General features: G+C 59.9%; 23 protein-coding genes and 1 tRNA gene. 22 read left to right on the top strand and 2 right to left on the bottom strand.

Annotated features, from left to right (window positions below):
• Positions 1 to 82 precede the first annotated feature (82 nt).
• A complete protein-coding gene (locus tag OPU71_RS03390; protein WP_267724955.1) occupies positions 83 to 967 on the top strand; it encodes an NAD kinase in 885 nt (294 codons plus the stop codon).
• 10 nt (positions 968 to 977) lie between these two features.
• Entirely contained in the window at positions 978 to 2,648 is a 1,671-nt protein-coding gene (gene recN / locus OPU71_RS03395) for a DNA repair protein RecN (protein WP_267724956.1), read from the top strand.
• A 58-nt stretch (positions 2,649 to 2,706) separates the two neighbouring features.
• On the opposite strand, the gene fur is transcribed toward recN, so the two are convergent.
• Complete coding sequence (gene fur, locus OPU71_RS03400; RefSeq protein WP_267724957.1) at positions 2,707 to 3,162, bottom strand: ferric iron uptake transcriptional regulator; 456 nt, start codon at positions 3,160 to 3,162, stop codon at positions 2,707 to 2,709.
• A gap of 194 nt (positions 3,163 to 3,356) precedes the next feature.
• On the opposite strand from fur, the gene OPU71_RS03405 reads away from it, so the two are divergent.
• From OPU71_RS03405 to OPU71_RS03440, 8 genes are all read left to right on the top strand, one after another.
• The gene (locus tag OPU71_RS03405) at positions 3,357 to 3,638 is read left to right on the top strand and encodes an outer membrane protein assembly factor BamE (protein WP_267724959.1); all 282 of its coding nucleotides are present in this window, start codon (positions 3,357 to 3,359) and stop codon (positions 3,636 to 3,638) included.
• 48 nt (positions 3,639 to 3,686) lie between these two features.
• Entirely contained in the window at positions 3,687 to 4,490 is an 804-nt protein-coding gene (gene dapB / locus OPU71_RS03410) for a 4-hydroxy-tetrahydrodipicolinate reductase (protein WP_267724960.1), read from the top strand.
• An 87-nt stretch (positions 4,491 to 4,577) separates the two neighbouring features.
• On the top strand, positions 4,578 to 5,720 hold the full coding sequence (locus OPU71_RS03415; protein ID WP_267724962.1) for an FIST signal transduction protein: 1,143 nt from the start codon (positions 4,578 to 4,580) through the stop codon (positions 5,718 to 5,720).
• A complete protein-coding gene (locus OPU71_RS03420; RefSeq protein WP_267724963.1) occupies positions 5,717 to 8,527 on the top strand; it encodes a hybrid sensor histidine kinase/response regulator in 2,811 nt (936 codons plus the stop codon). Before OPU71_RS03415 ends, OPU71_RS03420 begins: the two co-directional genes overlap by 4 nt.
• Before the next feature lie 171 nt (positions 8,528 to 8,698).
• A complete protein-coding gene (carA, locus tag OPU71_RS03425; protein ID WP_267724965.1) occupies positions 8,699 to 9,844 on the top strand; it encodes a glutamine-hydrolyzing carbamoyl-phosphate synthase small subunit in 1,146 nt (381 codons plus the stop codon).
• Between the two features lie 54 nt (positions 9,845 to 9,898).
• A complete protein-coding gene (gene carB, locus OPU71_RS03430) occupies positions 9,899 to 13,117 on the top strand; it encodes a carbamoyl-phosphate synthase large subunit (protein WP_267724968.1) in 3,219 nt (1,072 codons plus the stop codon).
• Positions 13,118 to 13,134: 17 nt separating this feature from the next.
• Positions 13,135 to 13,611: a transcription elongation factor GreA gene (gene greA / locus OPU71_RS03435; RefSeq protein ID WP_267724970.1), complete on the top strand. Its 477-nt coding sequence runs from the start codon at positions 13,135 to 13,137 to the stop codon at positions 13,609 to 13,611.
• Positions 13,612 to 13,613: 2 nt separating this feature from the next.
• On the top strand, positions 13,614 to 14,078 hold the full coding sequence (locus OPU71_RS03440; protein ID WP_267724971.1) for a DUF4149 domain-containing protein: 465 nt from the start codon (positions 13,614 to 13,616) through the stop codon (positions 14,076 to 14,078).
• Between the two features lie 19 nt (positions 14,079 to 14,097).
• Here OPU71_RS03440 and OPU71_RS03445 read toward each other — a convergent pair whose 3' ends face one another.
• Entirely contained in the window at positions 14,098 to 14,583 is a 486-nt protein-coding gene (locus tag OPU71_RS03445; protein ID WP_267724972.1) for a YhbY family RNA-binding protein, read from the bottom strand.
• A 35-nt stretch (positions 14,584 to 14,618) separates the two neighbouring features.
• Between OPU71_RS03445 and OPU71_RS03450 the strand changes: the two genes are divergently transcribed.
• The 12 genes from OPU71_RS03450 to nuoF all read left to right on the top strand — a co-directional run bounded on the left by OPU71_RS03450 (position 14,619) and on the right by nuoF (position 24,736).
• The gene (locus tag OPU71_RS03450) at positions 14,619 to 15,239 is read left to right on the top strand and encodes an RlmE family RNA methyltransferase (RefSeq protein ID WP_267725361.1); all 621 of its coding nucleotides are present in this window, start codon (positions 14,619 to 14,621) and stop codon (positions 15,237 to 15,239) included.
• Positions 15,240 to 15,338: 99 nt separating this feature from the next.
• Positions 15,339 to 17,225, top strand: a complete 1,887-nt coding sequence (gene ftsH, locus OPU71_RS03455) for an ATP-dependent zinc metalloprotease FtsH (RefSeq protein ID WP_267724973.1) — start codon at positions 15,339 to 15,341, stop codon at positions 17,223 to 17,225.
• A 107-nt stretch (positions 17,226 to 17,332) separates the two neighbouring features.
• A complete protein-coding gene (gene folP / locus OPU71_RS03460) occupies positions 17,333 to 18,112 on the top strand; it encodes a dihydropteroate synthase (protein WP_267724974.1) in 780 nt (259 codons plus the stop codon).
• Between the two features lie 45 nt (positions 18,113 to 18,157).
• Positions 18,158 to 19,513: a phosphoglucosamine mutase gene (glmM, locus tag OPU71_RS03465; protein WP_267724975.1), complete on the top strand. Its 1,356-nt coding sequence runs from the start codon at positions 18,158 to 18,160 to the stop codon at positions 19,511 to 19,513.
• A gap of 91 nt (positions 19,514 to 19,604) precedes the next feature.
• Positions 19,605 to 19,949 (top strand): preprotein translocase subunit SecG, encoded by a 345-nt coding sequence (gene secG / locus OPU71_RS03470; RefSeq protein ID WP_267724976.1) that lies wholly within the window; start codon positions 19,605 to 19,607, stop codon positions 19,947 to 19,949.
• A gap of 58 nt (positions 19,950 to 20,007) precedes the next feature.
• Positions 20,008 to 20,092: transfer RNA gene (locus OPU71_RS03475), tRNA-Leu, on the top strand.
• 64 nt (positions 20,093 to 20,156) lie between these two features.
• On the top strand, positions 20,157 to 20,531 hold the full coding sequence (ndhC, locus tag OPU71_RS03480) for an NADH-quinone oxidoreductase subunit A (RefSeq protein WP_267724977.1): 375 nt from the start codon (positions 20,157 to 20,159) through the stop codon (positions 20,529 to 20,531).
• Positions 20,532 to 20,571: 40 nt separating this feature from the next.
• Positions 20,572 to 21,048, top strand: a complete 477-nt coding sequence (locus OPU71_RS03485) for a NuoB/complex I 20 kDa subunit family protein (protein WP_267724978.1) — start codon at positions 20,572 to 20,574, stop codon at positions 21,046 to 21,048.
• Between the two features lie 15 nt (positions 21,049 to 21,063).
• Positions 21,064 to 21,669, top strand: coding sequence for an NADH-quinone oxidoreductase subunit C (locus OPU71_RS03490; RefSeq protein ID WP_267724979.1), 606 nt, complete (start codon positions 21,064 to 21,066; stop codon positions 21,667 to 21,669).
• The gene (locus OPU71_RS03495) at positions 21,662 to 22,915 is read left to right on the top strand and encodes an NADH-quinone oxidoreductase subunit D (RefSeq protein ID WP_267724980.1); all 1,254 of its coding nucleotides are present in this window, start codon (positions 21,662 to 21,664) and stop codon (positions 22,913 to 22,915) included. The genes OPU71_RS03490 and OPU71_RS03495 overlap by 8 nt, the downstream gene beginning before the upstream one ends.
• Positions 22,916 to 22,952: 37 nt before the next feature.
• Complete coding sequence (gene nuoE, locus OPU71_RS03500) at positions 22,953 to 23,429, top strand: NADH-quinone oxidoreductase subunit NuoE (protein ID WP_267724981.1); 477 nt, start codon at positions 22,953 to 22,955, stop codon at positions 23,427 to 23,429.
• Positions 23,426 to 24,736: an NADH-quinone oxidoreductase subunit NuoF gene (nuoF, locus tag OPU71_RS03505; protein ID WP_267724982.1), complete on the top strand. Its 1,311-nt coding sequence runs from the start codon at positions 23,426 to 23,428 to the stop codon at positions 24,734 to 24,736. Before nuoE ends, nuoF begins: the two co-directional genes overlap by 4 nt.

A 24,736-nucleotide genomic window follows, 5' to 3' on the forward strand; every position in this document is an offset into this window, starting at 1 on the left:
GTGTCAGAGGGATCGTCGCAAACCTGTCGGTGAGGCGCGGTGATCTCGAATCGTCGTCTGCACCTTGTGGTTAAATTGGCCCATGCAGAACGTTTTCAAGACCGTTGCGCTGATTGGCAAGTACCAGAGCCCCGAGGTTTCCGACGCGGTGCTCCGGCTGGCGCTGTTCTTGCGCGAGCGCGACTGCGAGGTACTGATCGAGCAGGGTACCGCCAGCGCGACCGGGGTCGGCGCGGGCTTCTGCATTGCCGCGTTTGACCAGATTGGTGAGCGCGCCGATCTGGCGATCGTGCTCGGTGGTGACGGTACGATGCTGACGGCCGCCCGGCGCCTTGCCAGCCATGGCGTGCCGCTGGCGGGGGTCAACCAGGGGCGGCTGGGCTTTCTGACCGACATCCCGCGCGAAGAAATGTTCGAGCATGTTGGCGAAATCCTCGCCGGGCGCGCCCGCCGCGACACGCGCATGTTGCTCGACGCCGAGGTGATTCGCGCCGGCGAGCGAGTATTCCAGACGACCGCGCTGAACGATGCGGTGGTCAGCAAGGGCGAAATCGGCCGCCTGATGGAGTTTGAACTCCACCTCGACGGCGAATTCGTCTACCGCCAGCGCTCGGATGGCATCATCCTTTGCACCCCGACTGGCTCGACCGCTTACGCCATGTCTGCCAACGGCCCCATCCTGCATCCGGGCGTGACCGGGATTGCGCTGGTGCCGCTGTGCCCGCATGCGCTGACGCATCGGCCGATCACCGTTTCCGACGACTGCCAGATCGAGATCGTGGTGCAGGCACCCCACGATGCGCGGATCCACTTCGACGGCCAGTCGCGTTTCGATGCCCGTGCCGGCGATCGACTGCGCGTGCGGCGTGCCGATCATGTCGTGACCCTGCTGCATCCGCCCGGCTACAGCTATTACTCCATCTTGCGCGAGAAGCTTCACTGGAGCGCCGCGCCGCGTTTGCCCTGAAGGAATCACCGTGTTACGTCGCTTGACGATTCGAGACTTCGTCCTGGTCGATCGGCTCGACCTGGAATTTGGCCCGGGCTTTGGTGCGCTCACCGGCGAAACCGGGGCAGGCAAGTCGATCTTGCTCGATGCGCTCTCGCTCTTGCTGGGGGATCGTGCTGACAGCGCGATGGTTCGCGCCGGCTGCGAACGGGCTGAAATCTCCGGCGCGTTTGACTTTGCGCCGGCGGGGCCGGTGGCCTCATGGCTGGCCGAAAACGGCCTGGAGCCGGAAGAAGAACTGCTTGTGCGTCGTATCGTCGAATCTGGCGGGCGCTCGCGGGGCTTCGTCAATGGCACGCCGGTTGCGGCGTCGCAGCTCAAAGCCTTGGGCGAACTCATTGCCGACATTCACGGCCAGCATGCGCATCAGGCATTGCTGCGCAATGATGCCCAGCGTGAGCTGCTGGACGCCCATGCGGGCGTGGGTGCGCTGGTGGCCCAGGTGGCGGCCGCATGGCGTGCCTGGCAGGCAGCCAAGCGCGAGCTTGAAGCAGCGCAAGCGCAGCACGATGCCCTGGCACGCGAGCGTGAAATGCTTGAATGGCAGCTCGGCGAAGCGAAGCTGCTGGCCTTCGAGCCCGGCCACTGGCTCCAGACCACGCTCGATCACCAGCGCTTGTCGCACGCCGCTGGCTTGATCGAAGGTGCTGGTGCAGCCTTGGGTGCTCTGGACGAAGCTGAACCGGCGATTGCCGCCGAAGTCGAGCGACTTGCGGTGCGCTTGGCTGAGCTGGGGAAAATTGACCCGCAGTTGGCGTCGATTGCCGAATTGGTTGAGGGGGCCGGCATTCAGCTGGGTGAAGCGGTGGTAGCGCTGCGCCGCTACCGCGATCGACTCGATCTCGACCCCGAGGCCTTGGGCGAATGCGAACGGCGAATTGCCGCTGTGACGCAGTTTGCTCGCAAGTACCGTGTCAGTCCCGACGAAATTCCCGCGTTGGTGGCGGACTGGTCAGAACGGCTTGCCCGCATCGAGCGCGCGACCGATGTGGATGCGCTGGCCGCGGCCGAGGCGGCCGGGGCAAAGGCTTACGGCGAGTGCGCCGAGCGTTTGAGCGAGCGCCGTCGGCTTGGCGCGCAGCAACTGGGGCTGCGCGTGACCGAGGCGATGCAGGAGCTTGCCATGGCGGGTGGGCGCTTCGCGATCGCGCTGACGCCGCTTCCCGGCGGCTCGGTGCATGGCGCTGAAGCGGTTGAGTTTCTCGTTGCCGCCAACCCTCACCAGGAGCCGCGCCCCTTGGCCAAGGTGGCATCCGGGGGCGAGCTGTCGCGGATCGGCCTGTCGATCCAGGTCATTGCCAGCGAAGCGCAGGCGGTGCCGACGCTGGTTTTCGACGAGGTTGATGTGGGCATTGGCGGGCGGGTGGCCGAGGTGGTGGGGCGTCGGCTGCATGAACTGGGGCGCCGCTGCCAGGTGCTTTGCGTGACACACCTGCCGCAGGTGGCCGCTCGCGCGGATTGGCAATGGCAGATCTCGAAAGAAGTGCGCGAGGGCGCAAGCTATTCGCAGGTGCGGGTTCTGGACGCCGAGGCGAGGGTGGAGGAGATCGCCCGGATGCTTGGCGGCGAGCGGATTACCGACACCACGCGCAACCATGCGGCCGAAATGTTGGCGGGCGAGGCGCCTGAGCCTGCCTGAGCCGGGCCGCCCCTTGATTTGCGCGGAAACGAAAACGGCGCCCCAGGCGCCGTTTTTCTTAGCCTTGTCCGGCTGTGCCGCCGGGCATGCCTCGCTTGTGCGGGCATTGATCCTTGAGGCAGTCGACATACAGGTGCAAGGCATGTTCACGCACCTTGAACCCGCGCTCCTGGGCAATCTGAACTTGCCGCTCTTCGATTTGCGCGTCGTAGAACTCCTCAACGCGACCGCACTGCATGCAGACCAGGTGGTCGTGATGCTGGCCCTGATTGAGTTCGAACACGGCCTTGGCGGACTCAAAGTGGTGGCGTTCGAGCAGCCCGGCTTGTTCGAACTGCGTCAGCACGCGATAAACCGTTGCCAGGCCGATGTCCATGTCCTCGGCCATCAACATGCGGTAGACGTCTTCGGCCGTCATGTGCCGCTGGTCAGTCCGCTGGAAGAGCTCAAGAATCTTCAAGCGGGGCAAGGTGGCCTTGAGGCCCATGCTCTTGAGGTTTTGCGAATTGGTCATGGGGCAAGCGCCGGGGTCAGAACAGACCCTTATGATATAGTCTGCGGCTTCTTTTTGAAAACGCGACTCGCTCCGCCGAATCCATGCCGCGCCTGAGTTTTCGACCCGTTTTGCTGTTGTGCCTTTTCTGCCTGATCCCGTTCGCCAGCGGCTGCGAATGGCTTCGGCCTTATCGCCTCGATATGCACCAAGGCATGGCCATCACCGGCGAAATGGTCGGGCGCCTCAAGGTTGGCATGACGGCGGAGCAGGTGAAGTTCGTGCTCGGCACGCCTTTGCTCAGCGATCCGTTTCACGCAAATCGCTGGGACTACCCTTACGAGTTCCGCCCTAGCCGTGGTCGCGAAATCGAACGCAAGGTTTTCTCGGTGTACTTCAAGGATGGCAAGCTCGAACGCTGGGATGGTGACATTCAGCCTGAGCCGCCCAACGAAGAAGGCCGCAACCGCTTGATCGAGATCGAGCCGCGCAAGTAGGCCCCGTATCAATCTGGCCGGCTTCCGGCCACGCAGTAAGGAATCACCATGACCGTCAACGTCGCAATCGCGGGCGCTTCCGGCCGCATGGGCCGCATGCTGATCGATGCCGTGCTGCAGGACTCGGACTGCAAGCTGGCTGCCGCGCTCGATCTCCCCGGCGGGCCGTTCATCGGGCGCGATGCCGCTGAAATGCTGGGCAACGCCACGACGGTGCCGATTTCCGACGATGTGGCGGCGGCCTTCGGCCTTGCCGATTGCATGATCGATTTCACGCGCCCGGAAGGGACGCTCAAGCACTTGGCGGCGGCAAAGGCCGCTGGCAAAGGCATGATTATCGGCACGACCGGTTTCGATGCGGCGGGTAAGGAAGCGATTGCGCGGGCTGCGGAAACGATCCCGGTGGTGTTTGCGCCGAACATGGCGGTTGGCGTCAATGCGGTGTTCCGTCTGCTCGATGTGGCGGCGCGCATTCTGGCCAGCGGTTACGACATTGAGGTGATCGAGGCGCATCACCGCTACAAGGTGGATGCGCCTTCTGGTACCGCCCTGCGGATGGGCGAGGTCGTTGCCAATGCGCTGGGGCGTGATCTGGACTCCTGCGCGGTCTACGGCCGCGAGGGCGTCACCGGTGAGCGCCCGGCGCAGCAGATCGGCTTTGCCACCGTGCGCGGCGGCGATATTGTCGGGGATCACACGGTGCTGTTTGCCGGCCTGGGCGAACGGGTCGAGATCACCCACAAGGCCTCGAGTCGCATGCCTTACGCACTGGGCGCCTTGCGTGCTGCCAAGTTCCTCTGCGGCCGCGAGGCCGGGCTGTACGATATGCAGGACGTTCTGGGCTTGCGCTGAGCCGCAGCTTTTCGCTGAAGCTTTTGCGCCAGCCGCCGTTAAGGGCAAACAAGCGGTGCCATGGCTCCGCGCTCGCGTGGAGGCTTCATGCGCATCACTCAAGTTGTTGTTGCTGCCCGCGACTGGTCTGATGACGCGCTCGCGCCGCTGCGGGTGATTGATCCGGACTGGCTGCTGGTATTCGGCGATGTCGATGCCTTTGACGGCACCTTGCATCGCCGCCTGCGCGCGCTGTTTCCGAATGTCGTGTTGAGCGGTTGTTCCACTGCCGGTGAAATCTCGCAACGCGGCGTATCCCAATTCAGTCTTGTGATCACCGCTGTGCAACTCGGCGGTGGCGCGATCACTCACGCCCAAACGCGCTTGCGCGGGATGGATGATTCCGAGTTCGCCGGGCGTCGGATCGGCCAGCAACTCGGCCGGCATGCCTATGCGGGCGTGCTGCTCTTCGCGCCGGGGGTCGAGATCAACGGTAGCGCGCTGATTCGCGGGCTGCAGCAGGCACTGGCGCCGGCGGTTCCGATCTGCGGGGGGCTGGCGGGGGATCGCGGCACCTTCACGCAAACATTTGTGCTGGGGGATGAGGCCGAAGGCAGCGATCAGGTTGTCGCGCTGGGTCTGAATCCAGGCGTGGTGACGCTTGGCCATGGCAGCTTTGGCGGCTGGCAGCCCTTTGGTCCGATGCGTCGTGTGACGCGGGCGGAAGGGAACGTGCTGTATGAGCTGGACGGTGAGTCCGCGCTGGCGATCTACAAGCGCTACCTCGGAGAGTACGCCGATCAGTTGCCGGCCTCCGGTCTTTTGTTCCCGTTTTCGATGGTGGATGGCGCGCGGACGGAGCTGGGCCTGATCCGCACGATTCTCGGCGTTCATGAGGGTGATGGCGCGCTGATTCTCGCGGGCGAGGTTCAGGAGGCCAAGTACATGCAGATGATGCATGCGCGCACCGATGCACTGGTTGAGGGCGCGGTGGCTGCGGCAGAGTCGGCGTACAAGGCGGGCGGGGCCGGCGGGCAGAGCCTTTCCATTCTCGTCAGCTGTGTCGGGCGCAAGCTGGTCATGGGCGACCGCGTTGATGAAGAAGTCGAGGCGGTTGCCGAAGTCTTTGGTGCATCAGGTACGCTGTGCGGGTTCTACTCGAACGGCGAAATCAGTCCATTTCTCGACACCACCGAATGCAAGCTGCACAACCAGACGATGACGATCACCAGCCTGTATCCGCGCCCATGATCAGCAAGTTGCTGGCACGCCAGGTGCGGCAGTCGCTTGGCGCGGATTCGGTGCAGAAGCTGCTTGCCGATATCGCTCAGGGCGAAAGTGAGCCGGCGCGACTTGCCAGTGGCCTGGGGCATTTGCTGTCCTTGGTCGAAAGCACCTATCAGCAATATGAACGTGATCTGAGCCTGCGTACCCGAAGCCTGGAACTCAGCTCAACCGAGTTGCTTGAGGCCAACGACAAGCTGCGCGCCGAAAGCCGTGCCCAGCGTGGCGTGCTGGATACCTTGCGCGATGCCTTGCGTGGTTTGGGGGATGCGCGGGGGGAAGAGGCGGTCGCGCGGCTCGAAGTGGACGAACTTGCGCGTTCGCTGACCGCTCTGGTCAATGAGCGTCGCAGCACTTCGGCCTTGCTGGGCGTGACCGAAGAGCGCCTCAAGCATGCGCTCGATACGTCGGACGATGGCATCTGGGATTGGGAGCTCGACACCGGTGCGGTGCACTACAGCACCCGTTGGGCCGGCATGATTGGCTATCGCGTTGAAGATCTGTCGCCCTCGCTCGGCGGGTTGCTCGCCCTGGTGCACCCGGATGACGTACAGGCGACACGGGCAAAACTTGAAGCGCATGTGCGCGGCGAGCGGCCGGAGTACGAGGCCGAATTTCGCATGCGCGCCAAGGCGGGCGACTGGAAGTGGATTCTCGCCCGCGGCAAGGTGGTGAAACGCGCCGCCGACGGGCGCGTGCTGCGCTTGGTCGGTACGCATCGCGACATTACCGAACGTAAGCGATTCGAGCTTGAGTTGCTACATGCCAAGGAGGCGGCGGAAGCGGCCAACCGCGCCAAGAGCGACTTCCTTGCCAACATGAGCCATGAGATCCGCACGCCGATGAACGGCATCATCGGCATGACCGAGCTGACGCTCGATACCGAGCTCGATGACGAACAGCGCGGCTATCTTGAGACCGTGAAATCATCAAGCGAGGCGCTGCTCACCATCATCAACGACATCCTGGACTTCTCGAAGATCGAAGCGGGCCGGATGGATCTGGAGATGATTGATTACGGGCTGTTCAACACGGTCTCGGAAGCCATCAAGGCGCTTGCCCTGCGTGCCCACCAGAAAGGGGTTGAGCTCATCCTCAACGTTGCGGACGACGTACCCGTGCGCCTCAAGGGCGATCCGGGGCGGCTGCGGCAGGTGCTCCTGAACCTCATTGGCAATGCGATCAAATTCACCGAGCGCGGTGAAGTGGAGGTGGGCGCCCGTGTGCTGGAGCGCGATGGCGGATTCGCGCGAATCGAGTTTTCGGTTCGCGATACCGGAATCGGCATCGACCCAGAAAAACACGCATCGATCTTCGATGTGTTTTCGCAGGCCGATACCTCGACGACGCGGCGCTTTGGTGGCACCGGGCTTGGCCTGGCGATCTGCCGCCGCTTGATCGAGCTGATGGACGGCCGGATCTGGGTTGAAAGCGTGCCGGGGAAGGGTAGCTGCTTCCGCTTCACGCTGCGGGGCGAAATCGTTGAGAGCGCTGCGCCGCTGACGCCGCGCCCGGAGTTCGCCCGGCGGCGCGGCCTTCTGGTTGTGGCCAATCAGACTCTCGCCGAGCGTATCAAGACCTGGCTGCAGATCGCGGGCCTGGCTGTCGATGTCGTGCATTCTGCGGAAGCCGCCGAGGCTGCACTCAAGGCTGCTGCCGCCGCAAATGACTACTACGATTTGATGCTGGTGGATTCAGGATTGCCTGAGCCCGGTGGCTTCGCGCTGCCTTCCCACTACTTCGATTTGGCCGCTTCCTGTGAGCGTATCGTCATGCTGCTCAACACGCACAACCAGCGTGAAGATGCGGATCGATGCCGCAGGTTGGGCATGCGCGCACACCTGATCAAGCCGTTCTCGCGACGTGATCTGGTTGATGCAGCGCTGCTCGCGTTTGGCGTCGATGGCGGCAGCGGCTTCACGCTCGACGAGTTCGATATCGCAGCGGCGCGCGCGGCGACCGAGGCCGTCGCTGAACCGCTCGACATTCTGTTGGTCGAAGACAATCCGGTGAACCAGGCGGTTGCCCAGAAGGTGCTTGAACGTGCCGGGCATCGTGTGCAGCTGGCGAACAATGGTGCCGAAGCGGTTGAGTTCTTTGACCGGAAGCGCTTCGACGTGATTCTCATGGATGTGCAGATGCCGGTCATGGGCGGCATCGACGCAACACGCGCGATCCGCGCGCGCGAGGCGCGGCGGAGCTGGGCGGGGACAGGCCTGCTTGAGTCGGTCCCGATTGTGGCGATGACAGCCCATGCGATGCCGACCGACCGGAACCGTTGCCTTGAGGCAGGCATGGACGACTACGTCGTCAAACCTCTCAAGCCGGCCGACTTGTTCGCGGCGATCAAGCGGGTCGTGCGAAAGGAAGCTGTGACCGAGGAGTATTACGATGGCTCGCGTACCGAAATCGAAGGCGATCCGTTCGTGACGAGCGGCGATGTGGCTGATCTTGATGTGACGCGCGATACGCTCGACGGCGACGAAGCCGCCGTTCGGATGCTGATTGGCGTGTTTCTGCAGGACTATGGGCAGACCCGCGCGACTTTGCTGGGTGCGGCTGAGCGGTCCGATTGGGACGCGCTTTCCCGTGGCGCGCATTCGCTGAAGGCTTCGGCGGGGATCTTCGGGGCGACCGCGGCGGCGGACGCTGCGGCAAAGCTGGAGTCGGCGGCGCGGCATGCGCGTGCCGCCGAATCGCGCGCCCGTCTGGCAGACCTGATTCCGGAACTCGATCGTCTGGCCAGTTACCTGAGGCGCCAGGGGGCCGGCTGAGCACGATTGAAGCCTGCTCCCCAGATTTGCCGGAGCGATCAAAAAACGGCTATAATTCAGGGCTCTTGAAAGCGGGATGCGCCGAGCGGCGAATCCCGTTTTTCACGTCCGGCGCCGGTTCCGGCGTCCGCTCAGAATTCTGGATATTGCGAAAGTTTCAGGGAGTCCGCTGTGACAGCATTTCCCCCAGCCTTGCTTGCGCTCGCCGATGGAACGGTGTTTCACGGCAAGGGAATCGGCGCCGTCGGAAAGTCCGTCGGTGAAGTGGTGTTCAACACCGCGATCACCGGGTATCAGGAGATCCTGACCGACCCGTCGTACAGCCGTCAGATTGTGACGCTGACCCATCCGCATATCGGTAACACGGGCACCAATCGTGAAGATTGCGAGGCGCGTTCAACCTACGCCGCGGGCCTGGTCGTCCGCGATCTGCCGCTGCGTGTGTCGAACTTCCGCGCTGAGCAGACGCTTGACGCCTACCTGAGCGCGGAAGGCGTCGTTGCCATTGCCGGGATCGATACCCGCAAACTCACCCGAATCCTCCGTGAGAAGGGCGCGCAACCCGGTTGCATCGTCACCGCTGCAGCCGGCGAAGTGATCGATGTTGATGCCGCGATTGCCGAGGCGCGTGCCTTCCCTGGCCTGGCTGGGATGGATCTGGCGCAGGTGGTGACAACCCCCGAACGCTATGAGTGGACCAGCGGCGAATGGCGGCTGGGCGAAGGCTTCCGCGAGCAGAAGGAAGCGCGCTTCCATGTCGTGGCGTATGACTTCGGCGTCAAGCGCAACATTCTTCACATGCTGGCCGAGCGCGGTTGCAAGCTGACCGTTGTCCCGGCAAAGACGCCGGCAGCCGAAGTGCTGGCGCTCAATCCGGACGGCGTGTTCCTGTCCAATGGCCCGGGCGACCCCGAGCCTTGCGACTACGCGGTCGCCGCGATCCGTGAATTCCTTGATCGCAAGATCCCCACCTTCGGCATCTGTCTGGGGCATCAACTGATGGCCTTGGCGGCTGGTGCGAAGACGCTGAAGATGAAATTCGGTCATCACGGCGCGAACCACCCGGTCAAGGATCTCGATTCCGGTCGCGTTTTGATCACCAGCCAGAACCACGGCTTTGCTGCGGATCCGGCGACGCTGCCCGGCAACGTCAAGGTGACCCACGTGTCGCTGTTCGATGGCAGCCTGCAGGGCATCGCCTGGACGGATCGTCCGGCGCTGTGCTTCCAGGGGCACCCCGAAGCGAGCCCGGGCCCGCATGACGTGGCCTACCTGTTCGATCGTTTCGTCGGCTTCCTCGAACAAGCGAAGAAGTAATCATTTTTGGCGCCTTGCTTCGTGCAGGGCGCCCCGCCCCGGTGGTGAAGAGACATGCCCAAGCGTACAGACATCCAGAGCATCCTGATCATCGGCGCTGGCCCGATCGTTATCGGCCAGGCCTGCGAATTCGACTATTCCGGCGCCCAGGCCTGCAAGGCCCTGCGTGATGAGGGATACCGCGTCATTCTGGTCAACTCCAACCCGGCGACGATCATGACCGATCCGGGTATGGCCGACGTCACCTACATCGAGCCGATTACTTGGCAGGTGCTCGAGCGCATCATCGAGAAAGAGCGCCCGGATGCGGTGCTGCCGACGATGGGTGGCCAGACGGCGCTGAACTGCGCGCTGGATCTGTGGCACAACGGCGTGCTCGACAAGTACAACGTCGAGATGATTGGCGCCAAGCCGGATGCGATCGACAAGGCCGAAGATCGCCAGAAGTTCAAGGAAGCGATGACCAAGATCGGTCTGGCTTCGGCGCGCTCCGGCGTGGCGCATTCGATGGAAGAAGCCTTTGCCGTGCAGGCCACGGTGGGCTTCCCGGCAATCATCCGTCCGTCGTTCACGATGGGTGGTACCGGTGGTGGCATTGCCTACAACGTTGAGGAATTCGTCGAGATCTGCACCCGCGGCCTCGATCTGTCGCCGACGCGTGAGCTTCTGATCGAAGAGTCCTTGCTGGGCTGGAAAGAGTTCGAGATGGAAGTCGTGCGCGACAAGCACGACAACTGCATCATCGTGTGCTCGATCGAAAACCTCGATCCGATGGGGGTGCATACCGGTGATTCCATCACCATTGCCCCGGCGCAGACCCTGACCGACCGCGAATACCAGATCATGCGCAACGCCTCGATCGCAGTGCTGCGTGAAATTGGCGTCGATACCGGCGGTTCGAACGTCCAGTTCTCGGTCAATCCGAAGGATGGCCGCATGGTGGTCATCGAGATGAACCCGCGCGTGTCGCGCTCGTCGGCGCTGGCCTCGAAGGCGACCGGCTTCCCGATCGCGAAGATTGCCGCCAAGCTGGCGGTTGGCTTCACGCTCGACGAACTCAAGAACGACATCACCGGCGGCGCAACGCCGGCGTCTTTCGAACCCTCGATCGACTACATCGTTACCAAGATTCCGCGCTTCGCCTTCGAGAAGTTCCCCGCCGCGAACTCGCGCCTGACGACACAGATGAAGTCGGTGGGTGAGGTGATGGCGATGGGGCGCACCTTCCAGGAGTCCTTCCAGAAGGCTCTGCGTGGCCTTGAAACGGGCGCCTATGGTCTGGATGAAGTCGAATGCGATCGCGAAGAGCTTGAGAGCGAGTTGGCCAATCCGGGGGCTGACCGGATCTGGTATGTCGGTCAGGCATTCCGCGAAGGCATGACGCTTGATCAGGTGCATGCACTCACCAAGATTGACCCGTGGTTCCTCGCGCAGATCGAAGATCTGGTGCTGACCGAGAAGTCGCTTGTCGGTCGTTCGCTCAAGGCGCTCCAGGCGCCGGAGTTGCGTGAGCTCAAGCGCAAGGGTTTCTCGGACCGGCGTCTTGCCAAATTGTTGGCGTCCGACGAAACCAGCGTGCGCTTGCAGCGCCACACGCTTGGCGTGCGGCCGGTGTTCAAGCGGGTTGATACCTGTGCTGCAGAGTTCGCGACCGATACCGCCTACCTCTATTCGGCTTACGAAGACGAGTGCGAAGCGCTACCCACCAACCGCAAGAAGATCATGGTGCTGGGCGGAGGCCCGAACCGCATCGGCCAGGGTATCGAGTTCGACTATTGCTGCGTGCATGCCGCCCTGGCGCTGCGCGAAGACGGTTACGAGACCATCATGGTCAACTGCAACCCGGAAACCGTCTCGACCGACTACGACACCTCCGATCGGCTTTACTTCGAGCCGCTGACGCTCGAAGACATCCTCGAGATCGTCGCAGTCGAGAAGCCGGTTGGCGTGATCGTCCAGTTCGGTGGCCAGACGCCGCTCAAGCGGGCGCGTGAACTGGAAGCCAATGGCGTGCCGATCATTGGTACCACGCCTGACATGATCGATGCCGCCGAAGATCGCGAGCGCTTCCAGAAGCTGCTCAACGATCTGGGCCTGAAGCAGCCGCCCAACCGCACCGCGCGTGCGCCGGAAGAGGCCGTTCGATTGGCCGCGGAAATCGGCTACCCGCTGGTGGTGCGTCCGTCCTATGTTCTGGGCGGCCGCGCGATGGAAATCGTGCATGAGCAGAAAGACCTCGAACGCTACATGCGCGAGGCCGTCAAGGTTTCAAACGATTCGCCGGTGCTGCTCGATCGATTCCTGAACGATGCGACGGAAGTCGACGTTGATGCGCTGTCCGACGGCAAGCAGGTCATCATCGGCGGCATCATGGAGCACATCGAACAGGCGGGCGTTCACTCAGGTGATTCGGCTTGTTCGCTGCCACCCTACACGTTGTCGAAAGCCCTGCAGGATGAACTACGTCGGCAGACCGAATTGATGGCCCGTGGCCTCAATGTATGCGGTTTGATGAACGTGCAGTTCGCGATCCAGGGCAAGGGTGACGACGCCGTCGTCTACGTTCTCGAAGTCAATCCGCGCGCATCACGCACGGTGCCTTTCGTTTCGAAGGCGTGCTCGCTGCCGCTCGCCAAGATCGCTGCCCGCTGCATGGCGGGGCGGTCGTTGGCAGAGCAGGGCGTCACCGAAGAGGTGATTCCACCCTATTTCTCGGTCAAGGAGGCGGTGTTCCCGTTTGCCAAGTTCCCCGGTGTCGATACGATCCTTGGCCCGGAGATGAAGTCGACCGGAGAGGTGATGGGCGTTGGGCGCAGCTTTGCCGAAGCTTTTGTGAAGAGTCAGCTGGCGGCGGGCGTCAAGCTGCCGACTGGCGGCACGGCCTTCATCAGCGTCAAGATGGCGGATCGGCCCAAGGCAATCGAGGTGGCGCGCGAGCTCGCCGAACTAGGCTTCAAGCTGGTGGCAACCCGCGGCACCGCCGCTGCACTGGAGGCAGCGGGCATTACCGTGACTCCGGTCAATAAGGTGACCGAAGGCCGTCCGCACATCGTGGACATGATCAAGAACAATGAGATCAGCTTGATCATCAACACGGTTGAGGAGAAGCGCCAGGCCATTGCGGATTCCCGTTCGATCCGTACCAGCGCCCTCGCAGCCAAAGTGACGATCCAGACCACCATTGAGGGTGCGCGTGCAGCGTGCCTCGGAATCCGTCACCTCTCCGAGTTGACGCCGTATGCGCTGCAGTCTCTGCACGCTGAACTTGTTTGACTGGCAGGGCAAGAGAGATGAATAAAGTTCCACTTACCCTTCATGGTGCGGAATTGTTGCGCGCCGAGCTTCAGCGTTTGAAGGTCGTCGATCGTCCGAACGTTATTGCTGCGATCGCTGAAGCGCGCTCGCATGGCGATCTTTCGGAAAACGCGGAATACGATGCTGCAAAGGAACGCCAGGGCTTCATCGAGGGGCGGATCAAAGAGGTCGAAGGCAAGCTCTCGTCCGCGCAGATCATTGATCCTAAGTTGCTTGACGCCGATGGGCGCTGCGTTTTCGGGGCGACCGTTGAACTGGAGGACATCGAGGGCGGTACAACCGTCACCTACCAGATTGTCGGTGACGACGAGGCTGACCTGAAGTTGGGGAAGATCTCGGTGTCTTCGCCCATTGCTCGCGCGCTGATTGGCAAATATGCGGGCGATGTCGCCGAGGTGCAGGCGCCTGGCGGCGTTCGTGAGTACGAGATCCTCGACGTCAAATACATTTGAAAATGCGTCAGCTGATTCGCCCGCTATTTGTGTTGGCGCTGACCCTCTGGGTGGGCGCGTTGTGGACGGTGGGCGGGATTGTTGCGCCGACGCTTTTTTCGACAATAGCTGACCGTGCGCTGGCCGGTCAGATTGCGGGGCGGCTCTTCTCGATCGTCGGTTGGCTCGGTGTTGGATGCGCGGTCTATCTGATGCTCTCGTGTGTGCTTGAGCGGGGTGTGCAGGCCTTCAAAGGCGCGACGTTCTGGATTGTGCTGCTGATGTTCATGCTCACCGTGGCGAGCGTGCTTGGCATTCAGCCCCTGCTCGTGCACCTTAAGGAGCAGGCCTTGCCGCGTGAGGTGATGGAGAGCGTGATGCGCGACCGATTTGCCACATGGCATGGCGTGTCGAGCATTCTGTATTTGCTGCAGAGCGCGCTCGGTGGCGCATTGGTCGTGCTGGAAGGGGCGAGCCCCCGGCGTTGAAAGCCGGGGGGGCCGCAATTCAGCGTGGGCGCGGCTTGCGCGTCGTGGTGCCTTTGGTGGCGGCGCCGCTGGGGCGCGAGATGTTTCGAGCGATGGTTCCACTCTTGAGTTTCGTTGCCGGGCGCGCGAGTGACGTTCGCCCCTCCGTAGCGCGGGCTGTCGGTTTTGCGGTACGCGGCGCAGTGGTCTTCGCACGGGCGGGTGCCTTGGCCGCGGTTTCCGGGGCTGTCTTCTCGGGCGATGGTCGATAGACCACCAACAGTTTTCCGATCATTTGCACTTGCTCACAGCCGAGTTCGCTACATATCGTGGCCATGTACGCCACGCGGGCTTCTCGGTCATCACCATAAACACGTATCTTGATCAGCTCATGCGCGGTGAGCGAGCGATCAATTTCTTTCAGTACGGTTGGCGCGAGACCTTTCTCGGCAATACTGACAACTGGATCTAGGCTGTGAGCGCGGGCGCGAAGATCGCGGCGCTCGGCTGGCGTAAGTGCTTTCATGGGAATCCGGCTTTGCAAACCTCTATTTTAGTGCGATGAAGCGAACCAAGACCAGCAAACAATGGATGACCGAGCATGTCAACGACGCTTGGGTGCAGCGCGCGAAGCTGGAGGGCTATCGCTCGCGCGCAGCATTCAAGTTGACCGAGATCGATCAGAAGGACCGCTTGCTCAGCAAGGGGCAGGTCGTTGTCGAGCTCGGTGCGGCGCCGGGTAGTTGGACCCAGGTGGTAGTCAAGAAAGTGATGCCCGGCGGGTGCGTGATCGCGCTAGACCTGCTGGATTTTGCGCCGATTGAAGGTGTGGAGTTCATTCAGGGCGACTTCACGGAGGATGCCGTCCTGCAAGAAATCGAAAAAAGGCTCCACGGCCGTCAGGTGGATCTTGTGCTTTCAGACATGGCCCCCAATATCTCCGGTATCGCGACAATCGATCAAGGCCGCGCTGAGCATCTGTGGGAGCTCGCGCTTGATTTCTCGCAACAGCATCTGGTGAGCGGCGGCAACATGCTTGTCAAGGTCTTCCAGGGGTCCGGATTTGAAGGGTTTCGCAAGGCAATGGGGGCTGTTTTTAAGCAGGTCCATGTGCGCAAGCCTGCAGCATCGCGAGACCGTAGCTCGGAGGTCTTCCTGCTGGGGCTCGAAAAGCGCGACTAGGGGCAGATTTCGTCGCGTTGGCGTGATTTGTGGAACGGTCATAGAATGGCTTGGTCTATGGTGGGGGATGGCCCCGTTTGGGCCTGAGAAGGAAGCAACTTGAACAACTTATTCAAGAATCTCGCGATCTGGTTGGTCATTGGCATTGTGCTGATGACAGTATTCAACCAGTTCAATGGTCGCCAGACCGCGCAAAGCCAGATGGAATACTCCCAGTTCATGGAGGAAGCCAAGCAGGGGCGTATCGCAAAGGTCACGATCGAAGGGCGCACGCTGCGTGCCACAACGCAGGACAACAAGCAGATCACCGTGTTCACTCCGGGCACACAGGATCTCTGGATGGTCAGCGATCTCATGCGCTACGGCGTGAAGATCACGGCAAAGCCTGATGAAGAGCAGTCGTTGCTGATGAGCATCTTTGTCTCCTGGTTCCCGATGCTGCTGCTGATTGGGGTGTGGGTCTTCTTCATGCGCCAGATGCAGGGTGGCGGCCGCGGCGGTGCCTTCTCTTTTGGCAAGAGCCGTGCGCGCATGCTGGACGAATCCAGCAACTCGATCACGTTTGCCGACGTTGCCGGCTGTGACGAAGCGAAGGAAGAAGTTGCTGAACTCGTTGATTTCCTTCGTGACCCTTCGAAGTTCCAGAAGCTTGGCGGGCGTATCCCGAAAGGGGTGCTGATGGTCGGTTCGCCAGGCACCGGCAAGACGCTGTTGGCGAAGGCGATTGCGGGCGAAGCGAAGGTGCCGTTTTTCTCGATCTCTGGATCGGATTTCGTTGAGATGTTCGTGGGTGTTGGTGCTGCGCGTGTGCGCGACATGTTCGAGAACGCCAAGAAGCAAGCGCCGTGCATCATCTTCATTGATGAAATCGATGCGGTTGGCCGCCAACGTGGTGCCGGGTTGGGCGGTGGTAACGATGAGCGCGAGCAGACCTTGAACCAATTGCTTGTTGAGATGGACGGTTTCGAAGGTCAGACTGGCGTCATTGTCATCGCTGCGACCAACCGGCCCGATGTCCTCGATCCCGCGCTGCTTCGTCCTGGTCGCTTTGATCGTCAGGTGGTCGTGCCTTTGCCTGACATTCGTGGTCGTGAGCAGATCATCAAGGTGCATATGCGCAAGGTGCCGGTGTCGCCGGACGTCGATGCAAACGTGCTTGCGCGCGGTACGCCGGGTATGTCCGGCGCCGATCTAGCAAACCTCGTCAATGAAGCTGCGCTTTTCGCTGCACGGGCAAACAAGCGTCTGGTCGACATGGAAGACTTTGAGCGCGCCAAGGACAAGATTTTCATGGGCGCGGAGCGAAAGTCCATGGTGATCTTGCCGGAAGAAAAGAAGAAGACGGCTTACCACGAATCCGGGCATGCGATCATTGGATCGGTCCTCCCTGGATGCGATCCGGTGCACAAGGTAAGCGTGATTCCGCGTGGCCGAGCCTTGGGCGTGACCTGGTCGCTGCCAGAAATGGATCGCTTCAGCCTTTATCAAGACCAGATGCTTGCGCAGATTTGCATGCTGTTTGGTGGCCGAGTGGCCGAAGAGATCTTCGTTGGCAACGTTTCTACGGGTGCATCAAACGACTTCGAACGGGCGACTGCGATTGCGCGTGACATGGTCACCCGCTACGGCATGTCCGAAGCGCTTGGCCCGATGGTGTATGCAGAGAACGAAGGGGAGGTGTTCCTCGGGCGTTCGATCACAACCCACAAGAATCTGTCCGAGGCAACGATGCAGAAGGTGGATGTCGAAATCCGCCGCATTGTGGACGAACAGTACGCCCTTGCACGAAAGATCCTTGAGGATAATCGTGACAAGGTGGAAGCCATGACAGCCGCGCTGCTCGAGTGGGAGACCATCGACGCCGATCAGATCGCAGACATCATGGCTGGCCGTACCCCGCGGGCACCGCATATGCCCGCATCGCAGAAGCCAGCATCATCAGATGGTCCAGCGGACCCAACCGCGGGCGCGACAGCGCCGGCCTGACGGTAAAGCCCAATCAATACGGGCCGGCTGACGCCGGCCCGTTCTCATTTATGAAACGAATCCTTCGCGCGGGCTCATACGAACTCGATCTCAGTCGCCCTTTAGTAATGGCGATCATCAATACGACGCCCGACTCGTTTTCCGGTGATGGTGTGGCGGATAGCGTGGAGGTCGCACTGGCAAAGGCCAGAAAAGCGATCGATGACGGTGCTGACATCCTTGACGTGGGTGGCGAGTCGTCGCGTCCGGGCGCTGCTTCAATTTCCGTGGACGAAGAGTTGCGGCGCGTGCTCCCCTGCATTCGTGCGCTTGCTGCGCTCGGGAAGCCCGTCTCGGTCGATACCGCCAAGCCAGAAGTCATGGCGCAGGCTTTGGCTGCCGGTGCGGCGATCGTCAATGACATCAATGCCTTGCGGGCGCCTGGGGCCATCGAAGTCGTGGCTGACAGTGACTGTGCGGTCTGCCTCATGCATATGCAGGGCGAGCCCCGGATAATGCAGAACTCACCCGCATATTCCAATGTAGTGCGTGAAGTTGCGGAGTATCTGGCCCAACGGAAGCGGGTGGCGCTTGCAGCTGGCATCACTGAAGATCGAATCCTGCTTGATCCCGGTTTTGGATTCGGTAAGACAACCGAGCAGAATTGCGAACTCTTCTGCGGCCTTCAGGGTTTGGGGCGTCTTGGCCCGCTGCTTGTCGGTGTTTCACGGAAGTCGATGCTGGGCGCGTTGACTGGTCTTCCGGTTGAACAGCGAGTCATTCCTAGCGTTGTTGCCGCTGCTGCCGCGGTTGCGCGTGGCGCTTCAGTTCTCCGAGTCCATGATGTTGCCGAGACCATCGCTGCCCTCGCGGTGTGGCGCGCCTTGGGTGCAGAACTGGGCGCTTGATCCGATCTTCAAGGTTCATAACTCCACTTTTAGTTAGGGCGTGGGATGACAAGAAAGTATTTTGGGACGGACGGTGTGCGCGGACGGGTTGGCGATTTGCCGATCACGCCAGACTTCGTGATGCGATTGGGTTACTCAGCCGGGCGCACCTTGTGCGCGGAGCAGCATGGCTCTCGCGGACATGAGCGGCCTGCCGTGCTGATTGGAAAGGACACCCGAGTGTCGGGTTACATGCTTGAGGCCGCCCTTGAGGCGGGGTTTGCGGCAGCGGGGGTTGATGTCGTCCTGGCTGGGCCGATACCGACACCCGGGGTGGCTTACCTCACGCGCGCGCTTCGTTTGGATGCCGGCGTCGTGATTTCCGCCTCGCACAATCCATATTACGACAATGGCATTAAGTTTTTCTCATCCCGTGGCGCCAAACTTCCTGATTCCGTTGAAGCTGCAATTGAGGCGGGAATGGATCAGCCGATTGGTTGCGCCGACTCACTGGCCCTTGGCCGCGCACGTCGGATCGATGATGCCGCCGGGCGCTACATTGAGTTCTGCAAGAGCACGTTTCCCACCGAACTTGATCTGCGCGGCCTGAAAATCGCTGTCGATTGCGCTCATGGTGCTGCTTATCACATTGCGCCGCGGGTCTTTCATGAGTTGGGGGCGGAGGTGGTCGCGGTGGGCAAAGAGCCCAACGGATTGAATATCAACGATCAGGTTGGTGCGACCTCGCCGGACTCGATCCGGCGTTTCACGCTTGCGCAAGGGGCTGATATCGGGATCTCGCTAGATGGCGACGGAGATCGATTGATCATGGTTGACCGTAGCGGTCAGGTATTTGATGGCGACATGCTGCTTTTTGTGATCGCGAGAATGCAGCGTGCTCAAGACCGGCTGACCGGCGTGGTTGGTACCTTGATGAGTAACCTTGGCTTTCAGCGTGCCATCGAAGCCCTCGGCGTTCCTTTCGTTCGCGCCAATGTCGGCGATCGCTACGTGCTTGAGCAATTGGAGGCACGCGGATGGAAACTCGGCGGCGAGAACTCGGGACACATCATCTGTCTCGATCGTCATACAACCGGTGACGGGATCGTTTCGTCCCTGCAGGTCCTTGCAGCCCTACGACTTGCCGGTGAGACCTTGGCCGAAGCCTGCCGTGATCTGGTGTTCTTTCCTCAGCGCTTGGTTAATGTCCGCACTACTGCAGGTTTTGATTGGAAGGCGGACCGCAGCATTGCCGATGCCACCAGGGCTGCAGAAGAAGAGCTCGGTGCTCGTGGCCGCGTTTTGCTCAGAGCGTCCGGCACCGAGCCGCTCCTGCGCGTCATGGTTGAGGGAGAGGACAGAGCAACCGTGGAACGGCTGGCCCAAAGGATCGCGGCCGTCGTGCGAACAGCGCTTGAGTAAAGGCGACTCCAGTTGGTGCCGTCGCGCCTTGTTCTGGCTATGCTCTCGGAGTACAATTTAACGTTAATTTGGATTTTCTTTGGGGTGTTGCGTGAGCGGAATACTGTTTGGGCTTGTTTTGACTGTTCATGTGCTCGTTGGCCTAGCTGTTATCGGGCTTGTGCTTGTGCAGCACGGCAAGGGCGCTGATATGGGGGCGTCTTTTGGGAGTGGTGCCTCTGGCAGTCTGTTTGGGTCGTCGGGCTCTGCAAATTTCTTGAGCCGCACGACCGGCGTTCTTGCGACGGTGTTTTTTGTTACGAGCCTCTCGTTGACTTACCTTGCGAGCAATCGTGGTACGACCTCCCGCAGTGTGATGGAGGGGGTGCCCGCTCCGCTTACGGTGCCCGCGAAGACTCCGGCTGACGAAGGTTCTGCAAAAGAGATCCCGAAGTGAGTTTCGGTGCTTGGCAGAATTGTTTTTTGTATATATAATTCTTTTCTGCTGTGAGTGTGCCGACGTGGTGAAATTGGTAGACACGCCATCTTGAGGGGGTGGTGGCGCAAGCCGTGTGAGTTCGAGTCTCACCGTCGGCACCAACAATTCAAAACGCCCGCGTAAGCGGGCGTTTTACTATCTGATGCAATTTCCGACCTTACGATCATGCTCGAGAACTATTTCCCGGTATTGATTTTCATTTTAGTCGGTGTTGCTATCGCCGGCGTAATGATCCTGGCTGGCCGTGTTCTTGGCCGATATAATCCCGAGTCCGAAAAACTCTCCCCGTACGAGTGCGGGTTTGAGGCGTTTGAAGATGCGCGCATCAAGTTCGATGTTCGCTACTATCTGATCGCAATCCTCTTTATCCTTTTTGATATCGAGGTTGCCTTCTTGATTCCATGGGCTTCAATTCTTCAAGAGATTGCCGCCAATGAAGCGTTGAGATTGTTTGGCTTTTTCGAGATGCTGGTGTTTCTCGGTGTTCTGGTGGTCGGATATATTTATGTCCGCCAGCGCGGAGCCTTGGATTGGGAGTGATTGCACGGCAGTGCGCATTGGCTGGGGGTAGGGAGGGGCAATGAGTATTGAGGGTGTCTTCAAAGAAGGGTTCGTTACCACGACTTTGGATAGCGTGGTGAACTGGACTCGTACCGGCTCGCTTTGGCCAATGACATTCGGGCTTGCTTGTTGCGCTGTCGAAATGATCCATGCTGGATGCTCGCGCTATGATCTGGACCGGTTCGGGGTTGTTTTTCGTCCGAGTCCGCGACAGTCGGATCTGATGATTGTTGCTGGAACGCTTTGCAACAAGATGGCTCCTGCCTTGCGCAAAGTCTATGACCAGATGGCTGAGCCCAGGTGGGTTATCTCCATGGGGTCGTGCGCAAACGGCGGTGGTTACTATCACTATTCGTACTCCGTCGTTAGGGGGTGCGATCGTATCGTTCCCGTTGATGTCTATGTGCCGGGCTGCCCCCCTACGGCGGAAGCGCTGCTATACGGCATCATTCAGTTGCAGAACAAGATCAAAAGAACTAACACCATTGCCCGCTAATAGCTGAGCTGTCGAATGAGCGCGAAACTTGAAGCATTGCAAGAGAGCCTCCGCGAGGTTCTGGTGGGCAAGAACTTCTCACTGATGTGTGAGTTGGGTGAGGTTACTGTTGAGGTCGAGGCTGGCGAATATTATGAGGTGGCCAAGGCGCTGCGTGACCACGAGCGTTTGCGATTTGAGCAATTGATCGATCTCTGCGGTGTCGACTACGCGTCGCACGCGCAACGTGCTGGTGTCTCTGGAAGATATGCAGCCGTTTCCCACTTGTTGTCGATTCAGCACAACTGGCGTTTGCGGTTGCGTGCCTTTGCTCCGCTTGACGAGTTTCCGGTCTTGAGTTCATTGGTTCCAATCTGGCGTTCCGCCAATTGGTATGAACGTGAGGCATTCGACTTGTTTGGAATCATGTTCGATGGGCATCCAGATCTCCGTCGTATCTTGACTGACTACGGATTTGTTGGTCATCCGTTCCGGAAAGACTTTCCGGTGTCGGGCTATGTCGAGATGCGGTATGACACTGAGCAGGCTCGTGTCATTTACCAACCTGTAACGATTGAACCACGTGAAGTGACACCGCGAATCGTACGGGAAGAGAGCTACGGGCAGGTCGGTCATGGCTGAGATTCGAAATTACACAATCAACTTCGGGCCGCAACATCCATCTGCGCACGGTGTTCTCCGGCTGGTACTTGAGTTGGATGGCGAGGTAGTCGAGCGCGCAGATCCGCATATTGGTTTGCTGCATCGCGGCACGGAGAAGCTTGCGGAAACGCGCACCTGGATACAGTCCGTTCCTTACATGGATCGACTGGACTACGTTTCCATGATGTGCAACGAACATGCGTATTGCATGGCAATTGAGCGCTTGCTCGGAGTCGAAGTCCCTCTGCGTGCGCAGTACATCCGGGTGATGTTTGATGAGATTACGCGGATTCTCAATCACCTCCTGAATATTGGCACTCACGCACTGGATATCGGTGCGATGACCATGGTTCTCTATACGTTCCGGGAGCGAGAGGACCTGATGGATGCATATGAGGCGGTTTCGGGCGCCCGGATGCACGCTGCATATTATCGTCCGGGAGGTGTATATCGTGATCTCCCGGATCGCATGCCTCAGTACGAAGTCTCCAAGTACCGTAGCGCGGCGGTCGTCTCAAAGTTGAATGAGCCCCGAAGTGGTTCTTTGCTTGATTTTCTCGACGACTTTTCGAACCGTTTTCCGCGCTACATTGACGAGTACGAGACCTTGCTCACAGACAATAGAATCTGGAAGCAGCGTACGGTAGGGGTCGGTGTGGTGAGTCCTGAGGATGCGTTGGCGCTTGGCTTCACAGGTGCCATGCTTCGCGGATCAGGTGTTGAGTGGGACTTGCGGCGGAAGCAATCGTACGAAGTCTATGATCGACTGGATTTCGATATTCCGGTTGGCGTGAATGGCGATTGCTATGATCGCTATTTGGTCCGCATGGAGGAGATGCGCCAGTCGAACCGGATTCTCAAGCAATGCATCGACTGGCTGAGAAAAAATCCAGGGCCTGTGATCGTCGATAACCACAAGGTGGCTCCGCCTTCGCGCGCCGCGATGAAGGAAAACATGGAAGAGCTTATTCATCATTTTAAGCTCTTCACTGAGGGGATGCATGTTCCCGCCGGAGAGGCGTATGCCGCCGTGGAGCATCCAAAGGGCGAATTTGGCGTCTATGCGGTTTCGGATGGTGCGAATAAACCCTATCGCGTAAAGCTGAGAGCACCAGGCTTTGCGCATTTGGCTGCTATGGACGAAATGGCACGGGGACATATGATTGCCGACGTAGTTGCCATTATCGGAACGATGGACATTGTGTTTGGCGAAATTGATCGCTGAAGAGCGCGCTTGTCTTTGAAAGAGAGAGTTGCGAGTCATGCTGAGCTCGGAATCGCTAAGCAAGATTGATCGGGAAGTTGCGAAGTACCCGCCTGATCAGAGGCAGTCTGCCATCATGGCCGCACTGCGGATTGCCCAGCAGGAATTTGGCTGGTTGTCCAGTGATGCTATAGAGTTCGTTGCCAATTACCTGCGCATGCCGGCCATGGCAGCGTATGAAGTGGCGAGCTTTTACAATATGTATGACCTCTCACCGGTTGGCACTTACAAGCTGACCGTGTGTACCAATCTCCCTTGTGCCCTGTCTGGCGGGGCGGCTGCCGGGGAGTACCTTAAGACCAAGCTGGGTATTGACTACAACCAGACCACGCCGGATGGGCGGTTTACGCTGAAAGAAGGCGAGTGCATGGGGGCGTGTGGTGATGCACCTGTGTTGCTAGTCAATAATCACCGGATGTGCTGCAAGATGACCGAGTCGCAGCTTGATCAACTCGTTTCTGAGCTAGGAAAATGAGTCAAGGCGCGTTTCTTCTTAGTGGGCTGGACGGCGATCGAACTTGGGGCTTGAGCGACTACGTCAAACGTGGCGGCTACACGGCACTTCGGAAAATCATTAGCGAAGGCATTTCGCCCGAAGTTGTCATCGCCGAGGTCAAGAAATCGGCTCTTCGCGGACGTGGCGGAGCGGGCTTTCCGACGGGACTAAAGTGGAGTTTCATGCCACGCCAGTTTCCTGGTGCGAAGTACGTATGTTGCAACTCCGATGAAGGTGAGCCCGGGACGTTCAAGGACCGGGATCTCCTGCGTTTCAATCCGCACTTGGTCATTGAAGGCATGATCATTGCAGGCTTCGCGATGGGCTGTGAGCGAGGCTACAACTACATACACGGCGAGATATTCGATGTGTATGAGCGATTCGAACTGGCTCTGGATGAGGCTCGTGCTGCCGGCTTTCTTGGGGCGAACATCCTCGGGTCTGGATTTTCTTTCGATTTGTTTGCCCATCATGGCTATGGAGCATACATCTGCGGTGAAGAGACGGCGCTGCTGGAATCGATTGAGGGCAAGAAAGGGCAGCCTCGCTTCAAGCCGCCTTTTCCGGCGAGCTTCGGTCTTTACGGAAAGCCGACAACGATCAACAACACCGAAACGTTCGCGTCGATTCCATACATCATCAACAATGGTGGCGATGCGTTCCTAGCATTGGGGAAGCCCAATAACGGTGGCACGAAGTTGTTTTCGGTTTCCGGCCATGTCAATCGGCCGGGGAACTACGAGGTACCGCTTGGCACACCATTTTCTGACTTGCTTGCGTTGGCGGGTGGGATGCGTGGTGGGCGTAAGCTTAAGGCAGTGATTCCTGGCGGATCCTCCGCCCCTGTGTTGCCCGCCTCCGTGATTATGGATGCGACGATGGATTACGACTGCATTGCTAAGGCGGGCTCTATGCTCGGGTCTGGCGCGGTTATCGTCATGGATGAGACAACCTGCATGGTGAAGGCGCTTGAGCGCCTCTCGTATTTCTATCATGAAGAGTCTTGTGGGCAATGTACTCCGTGTCGCGAAGGTACCGGGTGGCTGTACCGGGTGATCCATCGTATTGAGCACGGGCTGGGTCGTCAGGAAGACTTGGACTTGCTCGATAACGTCTCAGATAACATCATGGGACGCACCATTTGCGCATTAGGCGATGCTGCAGCGATGCCAGTGAAGAGTTTCATTAAGCATTTCCGTAGCGAATTCCAGTATCACGTTGAAAACAAGCGGTGCCTTGTCCCGCTGGATATTCAGCGCGAAGGCAGCAAGATCTACGTAGGCTGA

It is taken from the genome of Niveibacterium sp. 24ML, from assembly GCF_026586805.1.
GTDB lineage: Bacteria > Pseudomonadota > Gammaproteobacteria > Burkholderiales > Rhodocyclaceae > Niveibacterium.

What these genes read in the sequence shown, in the direction of transcription:
- OPU71_RS03390 (WP_267724955.1), top strand. Translation starts at nt 83, where the DNA reads ATGCAGAACGTTTTCAAGACCGTTGCGCTGATTGGCAAGTACCAGAGC.
- fur (WP_267724957.1), bottom strand. Translation starts at nt 3,162, where the DNA reads ATGACCAATTCGCAAAACCTCAAGAGCATGGGCCTCAAGGCCACCTTG.
- OPU71_RS03405 (WP_267724959.1), top strand. Translation starts at nt 3,357, where the DNA reads ATGGCCATCACCGGCGAAATGGTCGGGCGCCTCAAGGTTGGCATGACG.
- dapB (WP_267724960.1), top strand. Translation starts at nt 3,687, where the DNA reads ATGACCGTCAACGTCGCAATCGCGGGCGCTTCCGGCCGCATGGGCCGC.
- OPU71_RS03415 (WP_267724962.1), top strand. Translation starts at nt 4,578, where the DNA reads ATGCGCATCACTCAAGTTGTTGTTGCTGCCCGCGACTGGTCTGATGAC.
- OPU71_RS03420 (WP_267724963.1), top strand. Translation starts at nt 5,717, where the DNA reads ATGATCAGCAAGTTGCTGGCACGCCAGGTGCGGCAGTCGCTTGGCGCG.
- carB (WP_267724968.1), top strand. Translation starts at nt 9,899, where the DNA reads ATGCCCAAGCGTACAGACATCCAGAGCATCCTGATCATCGGCGCTGGC.
- greA (WP_267724970.1), top strand. Translation starts at nt 13,135, where the DNA reads ATGAATAAAGTTCCACTTACCCTTCATGGTGCGGAATTGTTGCGCGCC.
- OPU71_RS03440 (WP_267724971.1), top strand. Translation starts at nt 13,614, where the DNA reads ATGCGTCAGCTGATTCGCCCGCTATTTGTGTTGGCGCTGACCCTCTGG.
- OPU71_RS03445 (WP_267724972.1), bottom strand. Translation starts at nt 14,583, where the DNA reads ATGAAAGCACTTACGCCAGCCGAGCGCCGCGATCTTCGCGCCCGCGCT.
- OPU71_RS03450 (WP_267725361.1), top strand. Translation starts at nt 14,619, where the DNA reads ATGAAGCGAACCAAGACCAGCAAACAATGGATGACCGAGCATGTCAAC.
- folP (WP_267724974.1), top strand. Translation starts at nt 17,333, where the DNA reads ATGGCGATCATCAATACGACGCCCGACTCGTTTTCCGGTGATGGTGTG.
- glmM (WP_267724975.1), top strand. Translation starts at nt 18,158, where the DNA reads ATGACAAGAAAGTATTTTGGGACGGACGGTGTGCGCGGACGGGTTGGC.
- ndhC (WP_267724977.1), top strand. Translation starts at nt 20,157, where the DNA reads ATGCTCGAGAACTATTTCCCGGTATTGATTTTCATTTTAGTCGGTGTT.
- OPU71_RS03485 (WP_267724978.1), top strand. Translation starts at nt 20,572, where the DNA reads ATGAGTATTGAGGGTGTCTTCAAAGAAGGGTTCGTTACCACGACTTTG.
- OPU71_RS03490 (WP_267724979.1), top strand. Translation starts at nt 21,064, where the DNA reads ATGAGCGCGAAACTTGAAGCATTGCAAGAGAGCCTCCGCGAGGTTCTG.
- OPU71_RS03495 (WP_267724980.1), top strand. Translation starts at nt 21,662, where the DNA reads ATGGCTGAGATTCGAAATTACACAATCAACTTCGGGCCGCAACATCCA.
- nuoE (WP_267724981.1), top strand. Translation starts at nt 22,953, where the DNA reads ATGCTGAGCTCGGAATCGCTAAGCAAGATTGATCGGGAAGTTGCGAAG.
- nuoF (WP_267724982.1), top strand. Translation starts at nt 23,426, where the DNA reads ATGAGTCAAGGCGCGTTTCTTCTTAGTGGGCTGGACGGCGATCGAACT.